This window comes from Burkholderiales bacterium, assembly GCA_023511995.1.
Classification (GTDB): domain Bacteria; phylum Pseudomonadota; class Gammaproteobacteria; order Burkholderiales; family Thiobacteraceae; genus Thiobacter.
In genome coordinates this window covers 224,349-247,293 of sequence record JAIMAL010000001.1, presented here as the reverse complement: position 1 = coordinate 247,293, position 22,945 = coordinate 224,349, and the positions used below count along the sequence as shown (strand labels likewise).

Annotated in this window: 27 protein-coding genes; 17 read left to right on the top strand and 10 right to left on the bottom strand. The window is 65.2% G+C overall.

Going from position 1 to position 22,945, the window contains the following annotated elements:
• Positions 1 to 32: 32 nt before the first annotated feature.
• Together K6T56_01265 and K6T56_01260 are read left to right on the top strand one after the other, a co-directional pair.
• A complete protein-coding gene (locus tag K6T56_01265; GenBank protein MCL6554971.1) occupies positions 33 to 1,145 on the top strand; it encodes a ribonucleotide-diphosphate reductase subunit beta in 1,113 nt (370 codons plus the stop codon).
• Between the two features lie 121 nt (positions 1,146 to 1,266).
• A complete protein-coding gene (locus K6T56_01260; GenBank protein ID MCL6554970.1) occupies positions 1,267 to 2,076 on the top strand; it encodes a DUF2189 domain-containing protein in 810 nt (269 codons plus the stop codon).
• Between the two features lie 214 nt (positions 2,077 to 2,290).
• Here the strand turns inward: K6T56_01260 and K6T56_01255 are convergent, their stop codons facing one another.
• Positions 2,291 to 2,590: a hypothetical protein gene (locus tag K6T56_01255; protein MCL6554969.1), complete on the bottom strand. Its 300-nt coding sequence runs from the start codon at positions 2,588 to 2,590 to the stop codon at positions 2,291 to 2,293.
• Positions 2,591 to 2,937: 347 nt separating this feature from the next.
• Between K6T56_01255 and K6T56_01250 the strand changes: the two genes are divergently transcribed.
• Together K6T56_01250 and K6T56_01245 are read left to right on the top strand one after the other, a co-directional pair.
• A complete protein-coding gene (locus K6T56_01250) occupies positions 2,938 to 3,141 on the top strand; it encodes a DUF2892 domain-containing protein (GenBank protein ID MCL6554968.1) in 204 nt (67 codons plus the stop codon).
• 57 nt (positions 3,142 to 3,198) lie between these two features.
• Complete coding sequence (locus K6T56_01245) at positions 3,199 to 3,840, top strand: hypothetical protein (protein MCL6554967.1); 642 nt, start codon at positions 3,199 to 3,201, stop codon at positions 3,838 to 3,840.
• A 5-nt stretch (positions 3,841 to 3,845) separates the two neighbouring features.
• Here K6T56_01245 and K6T56_01240 read toward each other — a convergent pair whose 3' ends face one another.
• The 4 genes from K6T56_01240 to K6T56_01225 all read right to left on the bottom strand — a co-directional run bounded on the left by K6T56_01240 (position 3,846) and on the right by K6T56_01225 (position 5,749).
• The gene (locus K6T56_01240; protein MCL6554966.1) at positions 3,846 to 4,487 is read right to left on the bottom strand and encodes an alkylmercury lyase; all 642 of its coding nucleotides are present in this window, start codon (positions 4,485 to 4,487) and stop codon (positions 3,846 to 3,848) included.
• A gap of 43 nt (positions 4,488 to 4,530) precedes the next feature.
• Entirely contained in the window at positions 4,531 to 5,034 is a 504-nt protein-coding gene (locus K6T56_01235; protein ID MCL6554965.1) for a heme-binding protein, read from the bottom strand.
• 160 nt (positions 5,035 to 5,194) lie between these two features.
• Positions 5,195 to 5,464 carry a translation initiation factor IF-1 gene (infA, locus tag K6T56_01230; GenBank protein MCL6554964.1) on the bottom strand — a complete coding sequence of 90 codons (270 nt, stop codon included), beginning with the start codon at positions 5,462 to 5,464 and terminating at the stop codon, positions 5,195 to 5,197.
• An 81-nt stretch (positions 5,465 to 5,545) separates the two neighbouring features.
• Complete coding sequence (locus tag K6T56_01225) at positions 5,546 to 5,749, bottom strand: cold-shock protein (protein MCL6554963.1); 204 nt, start codon at positions 5,747 to 5,749, stop codon at positions 5,546 to 5,548.
• A 288-nt stretch (positions 5,750 to 6,037) separates the two neighbouring features.
• Here K6T56_01225 and K6T56_01220 point away from each other — a divergent pair, with 288 nt between their 5' ends.
• Positions 6,038 to 6,217, top strand: coding sequence for a hypothetical protein (locus K6T56_01220; protein MCL6554962.1), 180 nt, complete (start codon positions 6,038 to 6,040; stop codon positions 6,215 to 6,217).
• Here the strand turns inward: K6T56_01220 and K6T56_01215 are convergent.
• The 3 genes from K6T56_01215 to K6T56_01205 form a co-directional block, all read right to left on the bottom strand.
• A complete protein-coding gene (locus K6T56_01215; protein ID MCL6554961.1) occupies positions 6,205 to 6,405 on the bottom strand; it encodes a hypothetical protein in 201 nt (66 codons plus the stop codon). The two genes, K6T56_01220 and K6T56_01215, sit on opposite strands and share 13 nt — an antisense overlap.
• 153 nt (positions 6,406 to 6,558) lie before the next feature.
• A complete protein-coding gene (locus tag K6T56_01210; protein MCL6554960.1) occupies positions 6,559 to 7,746 on the bottom strand; it encodes a hypothetical protein in 1,188 nt (395 codons plus the stop codon).
• Complete coding sequence (locus tag K6T56_01205) at positions 7,743 to 8,234, bottom strand: DUF255 domain-containing protein (GenBank protein MCL6554959.1); 492 nt, start codon at positions 8,232 to 8,234, stop codon at positions 7,743 to 7,745. The genes K6T56_01210 and K6T56_01205 overlap by 4 nt, the downstream gene beginning before the upstream one ends.
• Positions 8,235 to 8,559: 325 nt before the next feature.
• On the opposite strand from K6T56_01205, the gene K6T56_01200 reads away from it, so the two are divergent.
• From K6T56_01200 to K6T56_01190, 3 genes are read left to right on the top strand one after another with little or no spacing between them, the layout of a single operon-like run.
• Positions 8,560 to 9,057 (top strand): peptidyl-prolyl cis-trans isomerase, encoded by a 498-nt coding sequence (locus tag K6T56_01200; protein MCL6554958.1) that lies wholly within the window; start codon positions 8,560 to 8,562, stop codon positions 9,055 to 9,057.
• 2 nt (positions 9,058 to 9,059) lie between these two features.
• A complete protein-coding gene (locus K6T56_01195) occupies positions 9,060 to 10,841 on the top strand; it encodes an ABC transporter ATP-binding protein/permease (protein MCL6554957.1) in 1,782 nt (593 codons plus the stop codon).
• Between the two features lies 1 nt (position 10,842).
• On the top strand, positions 10,843 to 11,499 hold the full coding sequence (locus K6T56_01190) for a hypothetical protein (protein ID MCL6554956.1): 657 nt from the start codon (positions 10,843 to 10,845) through the stop codon (positions 11,497 to 11,499).
• A 19-nt stretch (positions 11,500 to 11,518) separates the two neighbouring features.
• On the opposite strand, the gene K6T56_01185 is transcribed toward K6T56_01190, so the two are convergent.
• Positions 11,519 to 12,055, bottom strand: coding sequence for an HPF/RaiA family ribosome-associated protein (locus tag K6T56_01185; GenBank protein ID MCL6554955.1), 537 nt, complete (start codon positions 12,053 to 12,055; stop codon positions 11,519 to 11,521).
• Positions 12,056 to 12,278: 223 nt separating this feature from the next.
• Between K6T56_01185 and K6T56_01180 the strand changes: the two genes are divergently transcribed.
• The 7 genes from K6T56_01180 (at position 12,279) to K6T56_01150 (ending at position 18,702) form a co-directional block, all read left to right on the top strand.
• Positions 12,279 to 14,378: a YgiQ family radical SAM protein gene (locus K6T56_01180; GenBank protein ID MCL6554954.1), complete on the top strand. Its 2,100-nt coding sequence runs from the start codon at positions 12,279 to 12,281 to the stop codon at positions 14,376 to 14,378.
• A 40-nt stretch (positions 14,379 to 14,418) separates the two neighbouring features.
• Positions 14,419 to 15,585, top strand: a complete 1,167-nt coding sequence (locus K6T56_01175) for an amidohydrolase (protein MCL6554953.1) — start codon at positions 14,419 to 14,421, stop codon at positions 15,583 to 15,585.
• 39 nt (positions 15,586 to 15,624) lie between these two features.
• Complete coding sequence (locus K6T56_01170; protein ID MCL6554952.1) at positions 15,625 to 15,996, top strand: hypothetical protein; 372 nt, start codon at positions 15,625 to 15,627, stop codon at positions 15,994 to 15,996.
• Between the two features lie 9 nt (positions 15,997 to 16,005).
• Positions 16,006 to 16,620, top strand: a complete 615-nt coding sequence (locus K6T56_01165) for a hypothetical protein (protein MCL6554951.1) — start codon at positions 16,006 to 16,008, stop codon at positions 16,618 to 16,620.
• A 17-nt stretch (positions 16,621 to 16,637) separates the two neighbouring features.
• Positions 16,638 to 17,051 (top strand): SseB family protein, encoded by a 414-nt coding sequence (locus tag K6T56_01160; protein ID MCL6554950.1) that lies wholly within the window; start codon positions 16,638 to 16,640, stop codon positions 17,049 to 17,051.
• A gap of 241 nt (positions 17,052 to 17,292) precedes the next feature.
• Complete coding sequence (locus tag K6T56_01155) at positions 17,293 to 17,682, top strand: PA2779 family protein (GenBank protein MCL6554949.1); 390 nt, start codon at positions 17,293 to 17,295, stop codon at positions 17,680 to 17,682.
• A gap of 15 nt (positions 17,683 to 17,697) precedes the next feature.
• Positions 17,698 to 18,702 carry a PA2778 family cysteine peptidase gene (locus K6T56_01150; protein MCL6554948.1) on the top strand — a complete coding sequence of 335 codons (1,005 nt, stop codon included), beginning with the start codon at positions 17,698 to 17,700 and terminating at the stop codon, positions 18,700 to 18,702.
• A gap of 77 nt (positions 18,703 to 18,779) precedes the next feature.
• Here the strand turns inward: K6T56_01150 and ffh are convergent, their stop codons facing one another.
• The gene (gene ffh, locus K6T56_01145) at positions 18,780 to 20,123 is read right to left on the bottom strand and encodes a signal recognition particle protein (protein ID MCL6554947.1); all 1,344 of its coding nucleotides are present in this window, start codon (positions 20,121 to 20,123) and stop codon (positions 18,780 to 18,782) included.
• Positions 20,124 to 20,200: 77 nt separating this feature from the next.
• On the opposite strand from ffh, the gene ccsA reads away from it, so the two are divergent.
• On the top strand, positions 20,201 to 21,010 hold the full coding sequence (gene ccsA / locus K6T56_01140; GenBank protein MCL6554946.1) for a cytochrome c biogenesis protein CcsA: 810 nt from the start codon (positions 20,201 to 20,203) through the stop codon (positions 21,008 to 21,010).
• Positions 21,011 to 21,063: 53 nt separating this feature from the next.
• Positions 21,064 to 22,899, top strand: a complete 1,836-nt coding sequence (locus tag K6T56_01135) for an RNB domain-containing ribonuclease (protein ID MCL6554945.1) — start codon at positions 21,064 to 21,066, stop codon at positions 22,897 to 22,899.
• Positions 22,900 to 22,945 lie beyond the last annotated feature (46 nt).

Genomic DNA, 22,945 nt, shown 5'->3' with positions numbered 1-22,945 from the left:
ATGCCTGATCCCTGACGTAGGAGACCGGAACCATGCTCAGTTTCGAAGAGGACTTCTCCCCCCTGGCCCGCGGCATGGCCGCTTATCCGGCGCGCGAACCGGAGCCGGATTTCACCGACATCAAATACCGCCGCGTGCGGGTGGAGGACAAGCGCGTCATCAATGGTGCCGCCGATGTCAACCAGCTCGTTCCCTTCAAATACAAATGGGCCTGGGAGAAATACCTCGCCGCCTGTGCCAACCATTGGATGCCCCAGGAAATCAACATGGGGCGCGACATTGCCCAGTGGAAGGATCCCAATGGCCTCACCGAGGACGAGCGCCTCATTGTCAAGCGCAACCTCGGCTTCTTCGTCACCGCCGACAGCCTCGCCGCCAACAACATCGTGCTCGGCACCTATCGCCACATCACCGCCCCCGAATGTCGCCAGTTTCTGCTGCGGCAGGCCTTCGAGGAAGCCATCCACACCCATGCCTACCAGTACATCGTGGAAAGCCTGGGGTTGGATGAGGGCGAAATCTTCAACGCCTACCATGAGGTGCCCTGCATCCGCGCCAAGGATGAATTCCTGATCCCCTTCATCGACACCCTCACCGATCCCGCCTTCAAGACGGGAACACCGGAAAACGACCAGAAGCTCTTGAAGAGCCTGATCGTCTTCGCCTGCATCATGGAGGGTCTCTTCTTCTATGTGGGCTTCGTGCAAATCCTCGCCCTCGGCCGGCAGAACAAGATGACAGGTGCCGCCGAGCAATACCAGTACATCCTGCGCGATGAGTCCATGCACTGCAACTTCGGCATCGACCTCATCAACCAGATCAAGATGGAAAACCCGCAACTGTGGACGCCGGAATTCCGCGAGGAAATCCGCGGCCTGATCAGGAAGGGCGTGGAACTGGAATACGCCTATGCCGAAGACACCATGCCCCGCGGGGTGCTGGGTTTGAACGCGCCCATGTTCAAGGAATATCTGCGCTTCATCGCCAACCGCCGCTGCCAGCAGATCGGTCTGGACGAGCTCTATCCCGGCGCCACCAACCCCTTCCCCTGGATGGCGGAGATGATCGACCTCAAGAAGGAGAAGAACTTCTTCGAAACACGGGTGATCGAGTACCAGACCGGCGGTACCCTGAGCTGGGACTGATCGGACATCCACAACCCACGCGGCCGGGTTGCCCCCGGCCTTTTTTGTGCCTTGGCTTCCTCCCCCTCCACGGTCTATAAAACAACAGGCCGCCTGCGGACATCCGAAGAGGGAGGAAAACATGTCCACGCTCGCCACGCCCCCATCTGCGGGGAATCTGCCGCCGGAAAACCTGCCCTTCGTCGCCCCCTGCCGCTCTCTCGAGTGGAGCGCGGCCCTGCGCTGGCTCCTCCAGGGCTGGCGGGATTTCCGGCAGGCGCTGCCCATAAGTCTCACCTACGGGGCTGTGCTCACCGCCCTGAGTCTCCTCATTCTGCTTGCCACCTGGCGTTTCGGCCTCCTCGCCCTCTATCTGGGCCTGGCGACGGGCTTCGTTTTTGTTGGCCCGGTGCTCGCCGTGGGGCTGTATTCCATCAGCCGCCAGCTTGCCCGCGGCCAGCAGCCGGTGCTGGGTTACTGCCTGCGGGAAGGCAGGGAACATATCCGGGAGCTCCTCGTGCTGGGCATGGTTCTCCTCATCATCCTGCTGCTGTGGGCACGGGCTGCCGCGATGGTGCATGTGTTCTTTCCCACCGAAGGAGAGGTCCGCCTGGCCGCGCTGGCGACTTTCCTCGGCGTGGGCAGCCTGGTGGGGGCAGTGTTCGCCGCCATCGTTTTCGCCGCCACCGCCTTTTCCCTGCCGATGCTGCTGGATCGCCGGGTAGATGCCATCACCGCCGTGCTCACCAGCGTCAACGCCGTATTGCGCAACAAGGGCCCCCTGCTCCTGTGGGGCCTCATCATCGTCGCAGCCGTCATCCTGGGCTTCGCCACCGCCACCCTTGGCTTCGTCGTGCTGCTGCCGGTAATCGGACACGCCACCTGGCATGCCTATCGGGAAACCATCGATGCCTCCGCCTGGCCGGAAAACCGGCCGCAGGAGGCAACCTGATCGATTCTTCTGCAGCACCATGTTCGGTGTGCGGCTGTCTTCTGGGGACTTTCCCCCCTTCAGCCCGCGCGGTCCGACGCCACCTTCACCAGATGGGACCGGTTTGCCGCCACTGCCCCTCGCACCTCAGAGGCGTCGGACTCAACCGGGAAAACCACTGAAGTCACAGCCGCAGGACGACACGGATGACGGCGCAGACATATGGCCCGCACCCTCACCGCGCCGGCTCGTCCAACAGCCGGAGCTGGGCACGCAGGATGGCAAGGCGCCGCTCCACGGCCCGCACGTCGGGATGGGCCGGCGCGTAGCGGGCGAGCAGATCGGCGCGGCGCGCTTCCAGCGCCCGGATGTCCTCCTCGATCTCCCGCCGGGAGCGGTAGGGGCGCGGCGGTTCCGGCACCTGCGCCTCTTTCGCCGCCACACCCGGCGCGGCGGGTGGAATCGCCTCGCCGGCCGCAAAACCGGCACTGGGAAGCGCTGCCAGGAAAGCGGTGCAAAGAAAAATCCTGTACATGACCTCACCCTTCCATGGTTGGCCGCAGCATGCGCGGGGAACCCGGGTTGAGCCGGAGCGGCTCGGCCCGCTGCCTGGCCCGCCAATCCAGACCGGCATCCTGGCGCACCAGGGCGCACACGGGGTGGTCGAATTGTGGGCCGGAATGTTCTATGCTGTAGCAGCCCGAGGGGCTTCCTGCAAGGAAAATGGATGCGTGGCGCTTTCCCCTGGTGGCGGCTTGCCGCCGCCTGTCTGCTGTGCATCGGGGGCATCGCCGCCCTCGTTTGGCTCGTGGAAACCTGGCTGTAGCAGACTTCTGCGAGAATATCGATCTTGACGTTTCGTCCTCGACCAAGGAGAGCATCATGAAAAAGAACATGGGTAACGCAGACCGCATCATCCGTCTCATCATCGCCGCCATCATCGCCGTCCTGTATTTCACCGGACAGATCAGCGGCACGTTGGCGATCATTCTTGGCATCATCGCCATTGCCTTCCTCGTCACCAGCATCATCGGCTGGTGCCCGATTTACGTGCCGTTCAAGATTTCCACCTGCAAGCAGGACTGAATCGGGTCGGTGGGGCACGGGGCAATCCCCGTCTGTCCCCACCGCGTGCCGGTCACCATGGCCGAACCCGCCTCCCCACAGGTGGCCAGCCAGGAGCATACCGCTGCGTCGCGGCGCCAGGCGCTTCATGCCGCGCGCCAGTCCCGGCGGCACAGCCAGCGGCTGCTGCTGGGCATCGCCCTTGCCGTGTCCCTGCTTCTGCTGCTTGCGGTGTCAGTGATGGCAGGCTTCGAAATCGACCGGCTGTCGGCGGAGAACGGCGCGCTGGCCCGTGAGCTCTTTGAGGCCCGGCAGAAGCTGGAACGCCTCGAGCCCGAGCTCAAGAAAGCCCGCGAGGAACTTGCCCACCTCACCCGCGGCCGGCTGCCGCATCTCAAGGAACTGATCCCCGACACGGTCATCCCGGTCAACACCGGCTATGTGAAAAATATCGTCTTCACCGTGCTGCGCCAGAATGGCCAGACCCGCTATGAATACCGCGCCGTCCTGGAAAACATGAGCGACAGCCTGCTGCGTCCGGAGGTGCGGGTGTTCGTCTTCGATCAGCGGGGCGTGCAGGTGGGATCGGGGGACATCAGCGACCGGGCGGAAATGATTCCGGGGGAAAGCCGTTCCTATTCGGCCATCATCGAGCGCTTCATGGACGAGGAACCGCGCTATTTCTATGTCTGGGTGCGCGCCCGCAAGCCCGGCCGCTAGCCCCATCAACCGCGCAGCATGGCCCGCTGGAAGGCATAGAAGGCGTTGGCCACCGCCACCGCTTCCGCTAGCGAAAGGGTCTGCCGCAGCGCCTCGCCCGCCTGCGGCTTGACGAAGCGGATGCCCGGCGCCAGATCGAAAACGTACCGGTTGACCTCATCGGCAAGCTTGCGCAGCACCACCCGGGCCGCACCCAGGTCCTCCGCACGGGGGCTGCCGGACTCGGTAACGACGAAACGCAGTGTCTGCCCAGTCACGGCGCAGGTGGCTTCTATCGTGCCCGCCATGCCGAGAAGCCGCGGCAGTGCCAGGGCGTCGAGGGCGGAAAACGCATGCACCGTCTCATGGGGGAAATGCACGCGAATGTCCGCAGGACCCACGGCGAAAGGGGGACAGGCCAGCCGGCCATCGCGGGGAAAGAGGACATCGAGGGCGGTGAGCTCATCCAGGGCCTCCCTGTCGAAGCCATCGGCCGTGGGCGGGGCCCCCGTCTGCAGCCAGCGCATGAGGACGGCAAGATAGGTCTCCCGCGTCGTCTCACAGGCGCCCTCGCGGATGCGGCGTTCCAGCGGCCAGGCCCGGTGCAGGGCGGCCAGCGCCGCCAGCACGCGCTGGGGATCGGCCGGGGCCGTGACCGTTGCACTCACGCCGCTCTCCCTCTGGCGGGCGGCCACACCCGCGGTTGCCCCCTCACAGCGCAGCCGTCTCCAGGTCCATGGCGATGGCGTTAAGCCCCGCCTTGGCGCAGGCCTCGTCCTGTTCCCCGGTGGGCGCGCCCGACACGCCCACGGCGCCGACGATGTTGCCTGCCGCCTCGATGGGCAGGCCGCCCGCGGAGAAGACGAGCCCCTCCACCTTGCCCACGGAGAAGGGATGGGTGAAGCGTCCCGCCATGCTACCGGTGGACGCATTGAAGTTCACTGCGGTATAGGCCTTCTGCCGGCTCACCTCCAGCGTCAGGCGCGGCGCCAGAGTATCCCGCAGCACCACCATGGGGTCCCCGCTGCGATCCACCACCGTCACCGCAATCTGGATCCCCTGCTTGCGGCAGGCCTCCAGCGTCGCCCGGGCGAGCTTTTCCGAGGCCTCCACGGTGAGGCGGGGAATCTTCACCGCCACCGGCAGATCGGCCGCCTGGGCGGAGACAACCAGGAGGGCGGAAGCAGCAAAGATCAGGCAAAGACGTTGGCGCATGATGATCTCCTCTCTCTTTCTGCGGGGTTGGGATTTTCGCTCGGTGAAAAGGACGCAAGGGCGGCGCCCTTCGTATTTATAGAGCAGATTCCCGGGAGCCGGGTTCCCTTCCCGCCCCCACTCCAACCGGAAGTGTACCTTGGCTGGAAAACGTGTCCCGTCAGCGGCGGCGGAAGGAGGCGGGGCGCGGGAGGGGCGCCGCCGGTCGCTCGTCCTTGTGGCGGAAACTGATGCGCGCCTTGGTGAGATCATAGGGTGACATTTCCACCGTCACCCGGTCGCCCTCGAGAATGCGAATGCGGAACTTGCGCATCTTACCCGAGGCGTAGGCCACCACGTCCACGCCGTTTTCCAGCAACACGCGAAAACGCGTATCCGGCAGCACTTCGGTGACGGTGCCCGTGAGTTCGATGAGTTCTTCCTTTGCCATGTCTGCCTCCTGCGGGCGGTGCGCCCATGAAAAGGAAAAAGCCCGGTCGCCCGGGCCTTTTCCGGATCGGTAAACCGCCGCTTACGCAGGACGGATGTTGGATGCCTGTTTGCCCTTCGGGCCTTCGGTCACGTCGAAAGTGACCCGCTGGTTTTCCGCCAAGGTTTTGAAACCGCTACCCTGGATGGCGGAGAAGTGGGCGAAGAGATCGTCGCCACCCCCATCCGGAGTGATGAAGCCAAAACCTTTGGCGTCGTTGAACCATTTGACTGTACCCGTTGCCATGTCTGTATTTCCTGAAAACAAGTTTGAAAATGGGCGCAAGCCCAGGGGACGAGGATCAAGACGGAGAAGCCGACGAACAGGTACCGAATTCAACCCAGATTTGTCATTAGAGCGGCCCGTGCCTTCGCTTGGCGTTTCGGCAAGTCGAATGGCCTCCGCCTCGCTGGGCCATCCCGGCCTGGGCGCGCCCTAATGGCAAATCTGGGTTCAAGAATGAGGCACAGCCCAACGAGCCAACACACTGCTTGAACATCTCGCTTCCGCCAGTATGGGGGAGGCAGGGGGCGGATGCAAGCTTTATTGGAAATTTTTTTAAGGACTCACCGGGAACTCGGAATCGGCACCCCGGCAGACTTCTTCAACCAGGCAGGCGTGTCGGCCGACTATGGTCTGAAGGCACGCATCCTCGAGAAGGGGCGGATGCGCCGCGAAGGCGGTGCGGCCGGCGGCCACCCTCACGGCCATTGATCGATGGCGGTGGGAAAGAAGACGTAGGGCTCGCCCGCTGGGGGCGGCCGTCTGCCCTCCCGGCAGTTCATGGGAACGAAGACTTCCCGCCAGGCCAGCACCTCCAGCCGGCGGAGCTGTTCCGCCAGCGCCTCACATTCCGGGCAGCGCGCGGGCTCACCCAGGGCATCGAATCTCTTCCCCTTCATGGACACCTCCCCGCCGGAACGCGGTCTCCTTTCCCCGATGCAAGAGGCGTGCCGGCCATTGGATAGCATTTTTCCGCCATGGGACGCAGCATAAGCCGCCACTGTTGCACCCTTGTGGCGCAGCGTGCACCGCGATGGCGCAGTGCGGGAGGTTCAACGCAGCCGGCGGCCGCTGACATAACGAAGCCGTGCCGGCGCATTGAGATCGGGTTTGGCGAGCCACACGAGATGCAGGTTGCCCGCCTCGTCGAAGGCCACACTGGGGTCGGATTGCACCCCCGCACCGGAAGCGCCGGGCACGGCGAGATCATCGCTCCAACCCTGCGGCGTCCTCCAGGACAACCAGATGTCGGGGGTACCGTCACGGTCGTCCTCCCAGACCACGGCCACCTGGCCGTCCCCCGTGGTGGCAATGGCGGGATGCCATTGGGCGATGTTGTCACCGAAGGGGTCCTGCACTTTTTCGTTGCGGCCGAAACGCAGCGCCGGCAGCGGCGCAAAAGCGGCATAGACGTCATACCCTGAGCGGAAATCGCGCTTGTCCGCCCACACTGCGGCCACCCCCTGCGCCCAAGGGGAAAGCGCGACCCGCATCACCCCGGTTCCCCGCCCGAACCCCAGGCTCTGGCCGGGCCAGTCGGATTCGTTGAGGGGAAGGGCCGTGGAAAAATGTCTCCCCGCGTCACGGGAAACGGCGTAGTAAAGTCGCGTGTGCCCCGCCCGCCGGTCCTCCCACGCCACCACCAAGCGGTTTTCCGCCAACACCGCCAGGCTGGGATAGTTCTGGTCCGCCGCGGAGACGGCATCCACGAACCGACTGCGGCGAAGGCGTCCGTGGCGGTCCAGGGCGGCGACACGGATGCGCCAGGCTTTGCCGTCGTGTTCACTCCATGTGGCGAAGGCGCCGGTTTCAGCGTGGAAACCAAGGCTCACCTGGGTGGCGGCTGCCCGTGCCAGCAGCCGAGCGGGAGTCAACCGTCCGCCCCGCAATTGCCGCAGCCAAACACGGTCAGCCTCCTGCCAGCCGAGGAGGAAGTCACCTGCTCCGAGTGCCTGGACCGTGGGCTCCGCACACTCGCCATCGCCGCTCAGACGCAGGGGGGCTTGGAAGCCCGGGTTCCCTCTTTTCTTCAACGCGAGATGGCAACGGCTCACGCCCGCCTCATCCTCCGCGTAGACGACCGCCACCCAGTCACCGGAAATGGCAATGTTTTTGCGCCCAGCGGATTCCACGTGAAAGAAACGGGGCGGCCCACCCACCACGTCGACGACTGCATCGAATTGCCAGGTGGCGTGGGCAAAACCCGATAAGCCCACCAGGAAGACGAGCCAGCGGCTCATGGTGCTGCCCGCAGAAATTCGGTCAGGGTCTGGCTGCGGTAGTGCCCTTCGCGGACGTAGCGGTCATAGTGGAGGAAATCCTCCACCGTCTGGATGCCCGGGACGCGCACAAGCTCCGTCCCGTCTGGCAGCATGTAGAGGAAAAGGGGCGTGGCAAAGGCCCGCCAGCGCACGCCCAGGTCCGCCTCCGTGATCCGCTCCCCACTGGGCAGACGCAGTCGTTTTCCGCTTTCCGCATCCACATAGACCAGCACGTAGTGGCGGGTGAGCAGCGACTTCAGTTGGGGATCGACAAAGGTCTTCTTGTTGACCTCATCGCACCATGCACAACCGAAGCGACCAAAGTAGATAAACAGCGGCTTGTTCTCCTTACGCGCCCGCACGACGCCCTCGTCGAACGGCAAGAAGGGATAACCGGGCGGCGGATCGGCCCACGCCTGGGTGGAAGTCAGAAGACACAACAAGGTCAAGAGACGAAATCGGTACACCACCTTCTCCTCACGCACCCCGTGCACGCAGGCAAGCCGATCCCGGCACCGCTTCCCCGGGGGCGATGGAATCCCCCCGTCAACCCAGGCAGCCGCCACGCCGCTGCCCCTGCCAAAGCGCTCCCAGTGAAGGAAGCGTTTCCAGGTGGGTTTTACATTCACACTGAATAGAACATGGCCGGAAAATTGCCAGGGCAAGGCTCGCGCCCGCAGTGGCGCCTCCCTACAATAGGGCCTTTACGCTGGGAGATTGTCCATGATGCGAACCCTGGTTTTCCTTCTCCTTGCCCTCCTGATGGCCCCGGCTGCGCACGCCTCGCCGCCGGTGGTGGAAATGCAGACGAACCTGGGCACGGTGGTCATCGAACTCTACCCCGATAAGGCGCCCAAGACGGTGGAGAATTTCCTCCGCTATGTGGAGAGCGGCCATTACAAGGGCACGATTTTTCACCGGGTCATCGCCGGCTTCATGATCCAGGGGGGTGGATTCGACACCCGTTTCCGGGAAAAGCCCACCGGCCCGCCCATTCCCAACGAAGCCAACAACGGTTTGCGCAACGAACGTTACACGGTGGCCATGGCGCGCACCATGGAACCCCATTCGGCAACGGGACAGTTCTTTATCAATGTGCGGGACAACGATTTCCTCAACTACACGGCGCCAACGGTGCGCGGCTGGGGTTATGCCGTGTTCGGGCGGGTGATCCGCGGCGAAGAGGTCGTCGATCGCATCGCCCGGCTGCCCACCGGCGCCGGCGGCCCCTTCCCCGCCGACGTGCCGCAGCAGATGGTCGTCATCGAGGATATGCGCAGAGTCCAGTAACCATGCCCCGTCGCGGCTTCACCTGGTCTTCCATCCTCGCCCTGCTGCGGGAACACCGCCGATCCCTCCTCATCGCCCACGCCGTGGCCATCGGTGGGGCCCTGGCCAGCGTCCCCGTTCCCCTGCTCATGCCGCTGATGGTGGATGAGGTCCTGCTGCAGAAGCCGGGTCCCATGGTGGAAATGATCGACCGGCTCACCCCCGCGGCGTGGCATGGGCCGGTGCTCTACATCCTCGCCGCCCTGCTTTTGACCCTGCTGTTGCGTCTGACCGCCCTCGTGCTCGGGGTGTGGCAGGCCCGCGAGTTCGTGCTCATCGCCAAGGATGTGGTCTATCGCATGCGGGAGCAGCTCCTTTTGCGCCTGTCCCGCATCGCCCTTGCCGAATACGAAACCCTGGGCAGCGGCACCGTGGCCTCCCACCTGGTGAAGGACCTGGATGCAGTGGACAACTTCATCGGCGTGTCCATCTCCAAGTTCGTGGTGGCCGTGCTGTCCATCATCGGCACGGCGGTGGTGCTGCTGTGGATGCACTGGAAGCTTGCCCTGTTCATTCTGCTCCTCAACCCTGCGGTCATCTACTTCACCATGGTCCTGGGCAAAAGGGTGAAGGAGCTCAAGAAACGCGAGAACAGCGCGTTTGAACTGTTCCAGCAATCCCTCACCGAGACCCTGGATGCCATCCACCAGATCCGGGCCCTGAACCGGGAACGCCATTACATCGCCCAGGTCATCGATCGGGCGCGGGGGATACGCACCCACACGGCAGCCTTTTCCTGGAAATCCGATGCGGCGGGACGGCTGTCCTTCCTCGTCTTCCTCTTCGGTTTCGATGTCTTCCGGGCACTCGCCATGTTCATGGTGCTCTTCTCGGGTCTTTCCATCGGCCAGATGATGGCGGTGTTCGGCTACCTCTGGTTCATGATGGGCCCGGTACAGGAGATCCTGGGCATCCAGTATGCCTATTACGGTGCCAAGGCCGCCCTGTCACGGGTGAACAAGCTGCTGCGGTTGCAGGAGGAGCCGGAATATCCCCATCTCAAAAACCCTTTTCGGGGCAAGCGCACAGTGAGCCTGGCGGTGGAGGATGTTTATTTCAGCTACGGCGATACACCGGTGTTGAACGGCGTGTCCCTGTCCATTGCGCCCGGGGAAAAGGTGGCCCTGGTGGGGGCTTCCGGTGGGGGCAAGTCCACCCTGGTGCAGGTGATCCTGGGGCTTTACACCCCCCAGTCGGGAACGGTGCGCTTCGACGGCGTCCCCATCGAGGAAATCGGTCTCGACGTGGTGCGCTCCCACGTGGGCACGGTGCTGCAGCATCCTGCGCTCTTCAACGAGACGGTGCGCATGAATCTCACCTTGGGGCGGGAACTCACCGACGACCAGCTGTGGCGGGCGCTGGAAATCGCCCAGCTTGCCGACACCGTGCGCGCCATGCCGAAGGGCCTCGACACCCTCATCGGGCGCCAGGGCGTGCGTTTGTCCGGTGGCCAGCGTCAGCGCCTGGCCATCGCCAGACTGGTCTTGTCCGAGCCGCAGGTGGTCATCCTCGACGAGGCGACTTCCGCCCTCGATGCGGAAACGGAAGCCCGCGTGCACGCCGCCCTGGCCGATTTCCTGGAAGGGCGTACCACCCTGATCATCGCCCATCGTCTCTCAGCGGTGAAACAGGCGGACCGCGCCCTGGTCTTCGAGAACGGTCAGATCGTGGAGGAAGGCGCCCACGAGCAGCTCATCCGGCGCGATGGATTGTATGCGCGCCTGTATGGAGCGCTGCAGCATTGACATGGGAGAACTCATCATCATCGCCCTGGCCTGGCTTGCCTACGGCGCGTTGCATTCCCTTGCCGCAAGCCTCAGGGTCAAGGGCTGGGTGGCAAAGCACTATCCCCCCTTCCTGCCCGCCTACCGCCTCGCCTATAACCTGATCGCCACCGTGTTGCTGTTGCCCCCACTGGCCCTCACCTGGCGCTTCCGGGGCCCCTTGCTGTGGGACGTCCCCGCGCCGGTGGAATGGGCGGGGGCGCTCCTGGCGGTGGGAGGGTTCGCCGTCAGCCTGCGCTGGTATGACGGCGCCACCTTCCTGGGCCTGCGCCAGTGGCGCGACCGCGTGGGCCCCGACGCCGAGGCGGAGGCCTTCACCCTCTCCCCCCTGCACCGCCATGTGCGTCATCCCTGGTATGCGCTGGGGCTGCTCTTTCTTTGGACACGGGACATGGATGCGGCCTGGCTCGTCACCGCCGCAAGCCTCACCCTCTACCTCGTGGTGGGCAGCCGCCTGGAGGAGAACAAGCTCATCGCCCGCTACGGGGAAGCCTACCGGCGCTACCGCCGGCAGGTGCCCGCCTTCCTGCCATGGCCGGGGCGCAGCCTCAGCCCCCGGCAGGCCAAGGCGCTGGAACCCCTGGCGCGGCGATCCCCCGCCGGGATGGATCCCCGCTGACGGACACGGCCCAGGTGACTCAGGCCCGGTGGACGGTGACGCGGTTCGCCTGCAACCCCTCGTCGGCGGTTTCGACGAGAAAGGTCACCTCGTCCCCCACCCGCAGGTGTTCGAAATCCGGGTGCACCACATTGAAGCGGTGGAAATAAAGCTCCTCGCCGGTCGCGGTCTCGATGAAGCCATAGCCTTCCTCGGGGAAGAGGCGGGCAATGCGCCCGCGGCTCTCCACCTCGTGGGTCTTCACCTCGCCCCGCTGCTTGCGCGCGAAATCCTCGAGCTTGCGCCGGGCGGCGTCGAAGGCGTCCCGGATCGCCACGTAGATGTCTTCCGCCTTGTCACGGTTGATGACGATCTCGCCCCCCGGCACGGTGATGTCGAGACGGATGTTGTAGAGCTTGCCCTGATGATGATGGCGCTGGATGGTGCCCACCACGGCCCGCACCGCCATGATGCGGTCGTAGAAGCGGTCGAGTTTTTCCGCCTTTTCCCGGATCGCGGCCTCGATGGCATCGGAGTGGGGCACGTCGCGGAAAGTGACTTGCAGGGGAAGTTGCATGATGGCTCCCTTGGAGTTTAAGTCTTGGAATGATGGCGCAAAGCTGCAAGTTTACCATCGGCCGCCCCCGGGAGGCTTCGCGCCACCGGCGGGAACCTCAAGGCGGGGATGGGCTCAAAAACGCCCGCAGCCTCCGGGGCCAAAAGGGGTTCCCGTGATGCGCCTCGCCCAAGGCCAGCCACGCCAAGTCCCGGCGCAAAAACGCCCCGGGTAGAATGGAGCCATGAACGTTTCAGCCCCCAAGCCCCTCATGCGTTACCGCCCCTACTGGGCCCGGCGCTTCGGCACCGCCCCATTCCTGCCCATGAGCCGGGCCGAGATGGACGCCCTAGGCTGGGATTCCTGCGATGTGATCCTGGTGACGGGCGATGCCTACATCGACCATCCCAGCTTCGGCATGGCGCTGGTGGGCCGGCTGTTGGAGGCCCAGGGGTTCCGCGTGGGCATCATCGCCCAGCCGGACTGGCATTCCGCCGAGCCATTCCGCGCCCTGGGCCGGCCCAATCTCTATTTCGGCGTCACCGCCGGCAACATGGATTCGATGGTCAACCGCTACACCTCGGACCGGCGCATCCGTTCCGACGACGCCTATACCCCCAATGGCGAGCCCAACCGGCGTCCCGACCGCGCGGTGCTGGTCTATGCCCAGCGTTGCCGCGAGGCCTATCCGGATGTCCCCATCCTCCTCGGCGGCATCGAGGCGAGCCTGCGCCGCATCGCCCACTACGACTACTGGTCGGACAAGGTGCGCCGCTCGGCCCTGGTGGACGCCAAGGCGGACATGCTGATCTACGGCAATGCGGAACGGGCGCTGGTGGAGCTCACCCATCGGCTGGCGAAGGGCGAGCCCATCGGCGCCATCACCGACATCCGCGGCACGGCCTTTCTGCGCCCGCGGGGCTGGCGGCCCGGGCCAGAGTGGGTGGAAATCGATTCCACCCGGGTGGACACACCAGGGCCGCTGATGCCCCCCGTCAATCCCTATGCCGCGGAACCGCCAGTGGCCTGCGAAGCCCCGTCCACCCACGTGGTGCGCCTGGAACGTCCCCGGGCCGGGGCGGACCGCTCGAGGACGGTGATCCGCCTGCCCGCCTTCGAGCAGGTGGCCAGCGACCCCGTGCTCTACGCCCATGCCTCGCGGGTGCTGCACCTGGAATCCAACCCCGGCAATGCGCGCGCCCTCGTGCAGGGCCACGGGGAGCGGGACGTCTGGCTCAATCCGCCACCGCTGCCCCTGAGCACCGAAGAGATGGATTACGTCTATGGCCTGCCCTATGCGCGGCGGCCGCATCCGGCCTATGGGGAGGCGCGGATTCCGGCGTGGGAGATGATCCGCTTTTCCGTCACCATCATGCGCGGCTGCTTCGGCGGTTGCACCTTCTGCTCCATCACCGAGCACGAGGGACGCATCATCCAGAGCCGCTCCGAGGCGTCCATCCTGCGCGAGATCGAAGACATCCGCGACCGGACGCCGGGCTTCACCGGGGTCATTTCCGATCTGGGCGGACCGACCGCCAACATGTACCGCATGGCCTGCAAAAGCCGGGAGATCGAGGCCGCCTGCCGGCGGCTGTCCTGCGTCTATCCGGACGTGTGTGGCAACCTCAACACCGATCACAGCCCCCTCATCGCCCTCTACCGCAAGGCACGCGCCATTCCCGGCGTGAAAAAGGTGCTCATCGGCTCCGGCATCCGCTACGACCTCGCCGTGCGCTCGCCGGAATACATCCGGGAGCTTACGCAGCACCATGTCGGCGGTTACCTCAAGATTGCGCCGGAACACACGGAACCGGGCCCCCTTGCCCACATGATGAAACCCGGTATCGGCAGCTACGAGAAATTCAAGCAGCTCTTCGACCGCTTTTCCCGTGAGGCCGGCAAGGAGCAATACCTCATTCCCTACTTCATCGCCGCCCATCCCGGCACCACCGACGAGGACATGCTGAAGCTCGCCCTGTGGCTGAAGCGGAACGGCTTCCGCCTCGATCAGGTGCAGACCTTCCTGCCAACGCCCATGGCGCTGGCCACTACCATGTACCACACCGGGCTCAATCCCCTGCGCGGACTGCGGCATGCGCAGAAGGTGAAGGTGGTGCGCGAAGGCCGCATCCGGCGGCTGCACAAGGCCTTCCTCCGCTACCATGACCCGGAGAACTGGCCGCTTTTGCGGGAGGCGTTGAAACGCATGGGTCGCGCCGATCTCATCGGCAACGGCAAACATCATCTCGTCCCCGCCTGGCAGCCGCCGGGCACGGGACTTGCGCCGGAAGGGCGGCGACGGCCCCCGCGCGCCACCGGCAGGAGCGGCGCCAAAGGGGTGTAAGGCGCGTGGCATAATCTGTGGAGCCCCACCAGGAGCGCTTATGTCCGTCCTTTCCCGCTTCCAGTCCGAGCTGCCCCGTCTGGCGGCGCTGCGCCATGATCTGCACGCCCACCCGGAGCTCGCCTTCGAGGAACACCGCACCAGCGACGTCGTTGCCCGCTTTCTGGAAAAGGCGGGGGTGGAAGTCCATCGCGGACTGGCCGGCACCGGCGTGGTGGGCGTGCTGCGCGCCGGCCACAGCCGCCGTGCCATCGGCCTGCGGGCGGACATGGACGCCCTGCCCATCGAGGAGGAAAACACCTTTCCCCACCGTTCCCGTCATGCCGGCCGCATGCACGCCTGCGGCCACGATGGCCACACCACCATGCTGCTGGCGGCCGCCGAATACCTGGCGGGCAGCCGCCGCTTCGACGGCACGGTGTATTTCATCTTCCAGCCCGCCGAGGAAGGCGAGGGCGGCGCCCGCGCCATGATCGAAGACGGCCTGTTCACCCGCTTCCCCATGGAGGCGGTGTACGGCCTGCACAACTGGCCGGGCCTTGCCCTGGGCCAGTTCGCCGTACACCGGGGGCCGGTGATGGCGGGCACGGACCAGTTCGACATCGTCCTGCGCGGGCAGGGTGCCCATGCCGCCATGCCCCACCAGGGACGGGATCCCATCGTCGCCGCTGCCGCGCTGGTAGAGGCCCTGCAATCCATCGTCAGCCGCAGCACCGATCCCCTGGATGCCGTGGTGGTGAGCGTGACCCGTTTCCACGCCGGCGAGGCCTACAATGTCATCCCTCCGGAAGCGAAGCTGGGCGGCACGGTGCGCACCCTGCGGACGGAGGTGCAGCAGGAGGTGGAAAGCAACCTTAAGCGGCTTGCCATGGGGATTGCCCAGGCCCATGGCATGGAGGCGCAGGTGTTTTATCGGCGCGGATATCCCGCCACCGTGAACGACCCGCGGGAGGCGGAATTCTGCCGCCAGGTGGCCGCGCAACTGGTGGGGGAAGAACAGGTACGGGCTGATCTGCCGCCCTCCATGGGCGCCGAGGATTTCGCCTACATGCTGCAGGAAAAACCGGGCTGCTATGTCTGGCTGGGCAATGGTCCCGGCACGGGCGGTTGCACCCTGCACAATCCGCGCTACGATTTCAACGACGCGCTGCTGCCCATCGGTGCCGCCTACTGGGTCACCCTGGTGGAGACCCGGCTTGCACCATGAGGCACGGTGCCCCAAGCAAAAACAACAAGGAGGAGGACCATGGAGTTGCAGGGATCGACCCAGATGGTGACCGGCGGCATCATGCTGGAAAGCTATCTTCTGCTGTTGTTGGGCATCATGCTGTCCACCGGGGTGCTGGGCGGCATCGCCAATTATTTCCTCAGCGAACGGGCGGCGGGCTTCGCCCTCAAGGCGCTTTTGCGCCACGTCGTGCTAGGTGTGGTCGCCGCCTTCACCGTGCCCCTTTTCCTCAACATGATCTCCAGCGATCTCCTGGCCATGGCCAAGTCGCGGCCCATCGATCTCTTCGTCTTCGCCGGTTTCTGCCTCCTGTTCGTGCTTTTCTCACGGCGGCTTCTGGATAACCTCTCGGACCGCCTGCGCGCCGCGGTCGGTGGCGGACAGGACTGAGAGGGCGCCATGGAAAACACCGCCAACCTGTTCGATGCCTACATGGTGGTCGTCTTCACCGTCATGGTGAGCGCCGGCGTGCTGGCCGGTGTGGCCAATTTCTTCCTCGCGCAAGCCACGAGCAGCCGGGAGCTCGTCAAATACGTGATCCTCGGCATCGTCGCCGCCCTCACCGTGCCCCTCTTCCTCAACATGACCTCGAGCAATCTCCTCGAATTCGGCCGCACGCGGCCCCTTGCCGTGTTCGTCTTCGCCGGTTTCTGTCTCCTCTATGTGCTGCTCTCCCGCCGCCTCTTCGAGGCGGTGGCCAACCGCCTGCTGCAGCGGGCGGCCCGCGCCCCGGTGAGCCCACCCCGCACCGTGGAGGAATTCTTTCGCGTCGGTCTATCCCCCGGTGACCTGGAAATCATGCAGGCAGTGGCGCGTGGCGGCTCCGTCTACGACAACCTGACCACCCTCAGCGCCAAGCCGCCGGCGAAGGAAGTCGTCAACGCCCGCCTTGCCCTGCTGCGGGAGATGGGGCTCGTGGAACTCACCACCGATGAAAAGAACGTGATGCACCTGTGCCTGTCGCCCACGGGTGCCCGGCTGCTGGGCGAAGTAGGGAGCGAGCAGCATGCGTGAGCGCCCGGAGAAAAGCCATGGATGAAGCCGATCTCAGGAACGAACTGGAACGCCAGCTCTACGCCGCCCAGACCGGCGAGACCGACAGCGAAACCTTCATGAGACAGCTCGTGGAGGCGCAGGTGTTCATGCCGGTGAAGGACGACACGGCGCCCGGCGGCATCCAGCGTTCCACCCGCGCCACGCCGCTGGTGGTGCAGGATGCGGAGGGCCCCGCGGTGTTGGTGCTGTTCACCAGCCCCGAGCGGGCCAAACCCTTCCTCGAAAATTACCCGGAATTCCGCGGCGGACTGCTCACGGAATTCCGCTGGGTGCTGGAGCGGATGGAACCGGGCTTCGGCATCGTCATCAATCCCGGTGACGAGCTGGGCCTGGACATGGAGCCGGAGCTCGTGGCGCAACTCGCACGCAGCCTCTCCCCCCTGCACTGAGCCGGCGATGAACAAGCGGTAATGGGGAAGGCCGCGGGCAGCCCTTAAACTTCCGTTCACCCCGACGATCATGGCACCCCGCCGCCCCCAGCGATTAAACGGCGATTCGCCAGGATCGTTGCCTTAACCCCTGCCCTCTCCCACAGGGGCGGGAGGGAGGAGAAAACGCTTCGCGTCATTTGAGGTTAAACTGGCCTTGCTTTGCAACAAGCCTGTCTTCCAACCCAGAAAAGGAGCCATCATGAACAGCCGTTTCCTGCGCCTTACCAGCCGTTTCGCCCTTGCCGTCATGCTGCTCATCACCCTGCCCCTGCAAACCGCCCAGGCGGGCCTGGTGACCACCGGCGACATCGTCCGCGAGCAGGCCAATGACCGGCAGCGCGTGGCCGAATTGCTCGACCGTGCCGAAGTGCGCGCCGCCCTGGAAGCCCGCGGCGTGGACATGAACGAAGCCAAAAAGCGGGTCGCCGCGCTCACCGACGAGGAAGTGGCCCTGATCGCCGGCAAGCTGGACGAGGTCCCGGCGGGTGGCGATGTGCTGGGGGTGATCGTGTTCCTCTTCCTCGTCCTCCTCGTCACCGACATCCTGGGCTTCACCAAGGTCTTCCCCTTCACGCGGCCGGTGCGCTGATTGGACCGCTTTCCCATGGCGAAGGCCCGCCTCGGCGCGGGCCTGTTGCTTTTGCTGCTGCTCGCCGGCTGCGCCGGCACACCGCAACTCGATGCGCTGCGGCAGGCCGCGCCGGCGCTGCCGCCGCGGGTGGAACTCACCGCCGTGCCCTTCTTCCCCCAGGAAAGCCATCAATGCGGCCCGGCCTCCCTGGCCATGGCCATGGCCTTCGCCGGGCGGCCGGTCACGCCCGAAGCGCTCACACCGCAGGTGTATCTGCCGGCGCGGGAAGGCAGTCTCCAGGTGGAAATGCTCGCCGCCACCCGCCGCCAGGGGCTGCTCGCCTATCCCCTGGCACCGTCTCTTGCCGATCTGCTGACCGAGCTGGCGGCAGGCCATCCCGTGATCGTGCTGCAGAATCTTGGCCTGGCGGCACTGCCCCTGTGGCACTACGCCGTGGCCATCGGCTATGACCTGCCCCAGGAAACCCTCCTCCTGCGCTCCGGGCTTACCGCCCGGGAAGTGATGCCCCTTGCCACCTTCGAGCACACCTGGGCACGCAGTGGCTATTGGGCCATGCTGGCATTGCCCCCCGACCGCCTGCCCGCCACGGCCCGGGAAAGCGTCTATGTGGCGGCGGCGGTGGCCTTGGAGCAGGCCGGTGAAGTGGAAGCGGCGCAGACCGCCTACCGTACCGCGCTTGCCCGCTGGCCGGGGAATTTCCTGGCCAGGATGGGGCTGGGCAACACCGCGGCGGCACGGGGGGATTGGCGGGGGGCGGAAGCCGCCTTCCGCCAGGCAAGCCTCGACCATCCCGGTGAATGGACGGCCCACAACAACCTGGCCTGGGCCCTCATGGAACAGAAGCGTTGGCGCGAGGCACTGGAAGCGGCAAGGCAGGCCATTGCCCTTTCCCCGGGCAACCCGCAGGCCGCGGAGACCCTGCGCCGCATCGAGGCTGCGCTTGCGCCGCAGGCCCCCGCCCCCGACGGCAGGAAACGCAGACAGGAACGCCATAGGGATCCCACCCCCGGGACTTGAGGCTTGCGGGGTCTTGTGCGCCGCGAGGAGATGGTTTCGTCTCGAAACCTTTCCGGCGGCAGCCGCAACAAGGATCCTCACAAACCGGGCAGGATGCCTTTCATGCCCCGCAGCATCTTGGCGAAGCCCCCCCGCCTCAGGGACTTCATCATCTTCTGCATGTCCTCGAACTGCTTGAGCAGGCGGTTGACCTCCTGCACCTGCACCCCGGCGCCGGCGGCGATGCGCCGTTTGCGGGAGGCCTTGATGATGGCAGGATTGGCGCGCTCCTCCGGGGTCATGGAATTGATGATGCCCTCCACCCGGCGCAGGAGGCGATCATCGATGGCCTGCCCCCTGGCCGCGTGGGCAAGCTCACCCGGCAGCTTGTCCAGCAGCGCGGCGAGCCCCCCCATTTTTTGCATCTGCCGCAGTTGGTCGCGGAAATCCTCGAGGTCGAAGCCCTTGCCGGTCTTGAGTTTTCGAGCGAGCTTCGCCGCCTCCGCCTCATCAACCTGGCGCCGCGCCGCCTCGATGAGGGAGAGCACATCGCCCATGCCCAATACCCGGGAAGCCATGCGTTCCGGATGGAAGGGCTCAAGGCCCGTGGGCTTTTCCGATACACCGACGAATTTGATGGGCTTGCCGGTGACACTCACCACCGACAGCGCCGCCCCGCCCCGCGCATCCCCATCCAGCTTGGTGAGCACGATGCCGGTGAGCGGCAGGGCCTCGTTGAAGGCCCGCGCCACGTTGATGGCATCCTGCCCCTGCATGGCATCCACCACGAAGAGGGTTTCGATGGGGTTGAGCGCCGCGTGAAGGGCGCGGATCTCCTCCATCATCTCCTGGTCGATGGCAAGCCGCCCCGCGGTATCCACGATGAGCACGTCGTGGTAGTGTCTCCGCCCATAATCGAGCGCCGCCGAGGCAATGGCGAGTGGACCCGCTCCGGCGGGTGACTCGAAGAAATCCACCTCCAGGGCGCGGGCGAGCTGACGCAACTGCTCGATGGCCGCCGGCCGATAGACGTCACAGCTGGCAAGAAGGACTTTCTTTTTCTGTTCCTTGAGCAGGCGCGCCAGTTTGGCGGCAGTCGTGGTCTTGCCCGAGCCCTGCAGACCGGCGAGCAGAATCACCGCCGGCGGGGTGGTGGCGAGATTGAGGGCGGCATGGCTGCCCCCCATGAGGCGGGTGAGTTCCTCGTGCACTACCTGGATCAGGGCCTGGCCAGGCGTCAGCGACGCCATCACCTCCCGCCCCAGCGCGCGCGCCTTGACGTGGGCGATGAAATCCTTCACCACCGGCAGCGCCACATCCGCCTCCAGCAAGGCCATGCGGACCTCGCGCAGGGCATCGGCGATGTTGTCCTCGGTCAGGCGGGCCTGACCGCGGAGGTTCCGGATGAGACCGGACAATCGGCTGGTCAGTGTGTCGAGCATGGAATGAAGTCAGGCAAAGGAAAGGCTGGGCTATAATCCCCGGGGATCAAGCGCCGGAAAATGCCATTCTACACCTGATGCCTCTCACCCTTCTTTCCCTCCTCACCGCGCTGCTTTACGGGGCCTTGGCCTGGTACTGCCGGCGTCGCGCCAGTGCCGAGGGCGGGCCCGGCGTCGAGTGGCTTTTGCCAGCCCCCCTGTTGCTGCACGGTCTGCTCCTTTACGTGTCCATCTTCACCGCGCAGGGGGTGAACATCGGTCTTGGTAATGCCATTTCCGTCATCACCTGGGTCACCCTGGTCCTCTATGGAGCAAGCAGCGTGCGCTATCACCTGCGGGCCCTCACGCCGGTGGTGCTGCCCATCGCCGCCGTGGGGGCGCTCGCGCCCCTTCTGCTGCGGGACAGCCACGTCGTGCCCTATGGCGGTTATGCCCTCTTTCACGCCCACTTCGCTGCAGCCTTTCTCGCCTATGCCCTGTTCACCATCGCCGCCCTGCACGGCATCGTCATGGCCTTCGCCGAAAAGCGGCTGCATACCCGGCAGCCTTCCCCACTCGCCGGGCTACCCCCCCTCATGACCATGGAACAGTTGCTGTTCCGTCTGATTGGCGCCGGCTTTCTGCTGCTCACCCTCACCCTGGTAAGCGGCATGCTCTTTTCCGAGGAATTGTTCGGCCGGCCCTTTTCCTTTGCCTATTTCACCCAGCACAAGACGGTGTTCGCGACGTTGTCCTGGCTCTTCTATGGTGCCCTCCTTGTCGGCCGGCGTGTCTATGGCTGGCGCGGGCGCACGGCGCTGATTCTGAGCCTGGCCGGTTTCTTCACCCTGCTGCTCGCCTACGTGGGCACCAAGACCGTGCTGGAAATGCTCCTCCATCGCGGCTAGTCGCGATTCTCCCCTTACGGTAAACTTGCGCCCCTTTCGCCGCGGTTTGCCCCATGTACGCCTTTTATTTCGAGGATGGCCACTTCCGGGTGGGCACCATCCTCGCCGACAACGGCACCTCCCTGCACATCGAAGCCCAGCACGGCCGGCGTGCCAAGATCAAGGCAGCCGACGTGCTCATCCGTTTTGGCGAGCCGGCACTGAACGGTTTCATGGAAACGGCGCAGAAGCTTGCCGACGAGATGGATCTGGATTTCCTCTGGCAGGCGGCGGGCACGGAGGAATTCGATTACCGGGACCTGGCACGGGAATATTTCGGCCATGAGCCCAACGCGGTGGAAGCGGCCGCCCTGCTCCTCAAGCTCCAAGGCGCGCCCATGTACTTCTATCGCAAAGGACGCGGCCGTTACAAACCGGCACCGGAGGATGCCCTGAAGGCGGCATTGGCCAGCGAAGAACGCAAGCGCCGGCAGGCGGAGCAGCTCGCCCAGTGGGTGGCCGAGCTCACCGCCTTTCGCCTGCCGGAGGCATTCCGTCCCGCGTTGCAGCGCCTCCTCTATGCGCCGGAAAAAGGCGCGCTGGAGACCAAGGCGCTGGAACAGGCTGCCGCCGCCACCAATCTTTCCATTCCCCACCTGCTGGAAAAATGCGGCGCGATTCCCTCAAGCCGTGACTACCATCTCAACCGCTTCCTGCTGGAGTGGTTCCCCGAGGGGCGTGGTTTTCCGCCGCTGCCGCCAGTGGAAGTGCCGGACGATCTGCCGCTGGCGGAGGTGGCGGCCTTCAGCATCGATGACGAGACGACCACGGAAATCGATGATGCCCTCTCCCTCACCCCCCTGCCCGATGGCCGAACCCGGGTGGGTATCCACATCGCCTGTCCGGCGCTCGGCGTGACTGTGGGCGCCGAACTGGATGCCATCGCCCGCCGGCGGCTTTCCACCGTCTATATGCCCGGCGACAAGATCACCATGCTGCCGGACGAAGCGGTGGCCGCCTACACCCTGCGCGAAGGCGCTGCCTGTCCCGCTTTTTCCACCTATTTCACCGTGGGACCGGATTACGAAATCACGGCCATGGAAATGCGGATCGAAAAGGTGCCCATCGTCGCCAACCTGCGCCATGAGACCCTGGAGCCCCTGTTCAACCGGGACACCATCGGCCAGGAGGCGGATTACCGCTACCGGGCGGAACTGGAGTGGCTGTGGCACTTCGCCGAGCACCTGGAGGAAAAACGCGGCGGCAAGGACCGCGGCCGCAGCCTGGTGCCGGAGTACACCTTCCGCGTCGAGGGCGAGACGGTGCGCATCCTGCATCGGCAACGGGGTACCCCCATCGACAAGGTGGTGGCGGAGATGATGATCCTGGTCAACAGCCGCCTCGGCCAACTGCTGGCGGAACAGAAGCTCGCCGCCCTCTACCGCGCCCAGACCAACGGCAAAACCCTGATGACCACCGAGCCCCTGCCCCACCAGGGGTTGGGGGTGAGCCACTACACCTGGACGAGCTCCCCCTTGCGCCGTTACGTGGACCTCGTCAACCAGCGACAACTAATCGCCCATCTGCGCGGGGAGCCTCCCCCCTACTGCAGAGAAGCGTTGCAGGCCATTGCGCGCGATTTCGAGACCGCCTACGAGGCCTATAACGAATTCCAGCGCCACATGGAACGCTACTGGACCCTTCGCTATCTGCTGCAGGAAAACCTCACCGAAGCCACCGCCACCGTGATCCGGGAAAACCTGGTGCGCTTCGATACGCTGCCGCTGGTGAACAAGGCCGTCGCCCTGCCTGCGCTGGAGCCTGGTACCCGCGTGCGGCTTGCCATCCGCAGCGTGGACCTCCTCACCCTGGAGGTCGTCTGTCCCTTCCGGGAAGTGGTCACCCCGTAGTGCTGCAAACCGTTACAATGCGCTGAGGAGGCCGTTCTCCACCGAT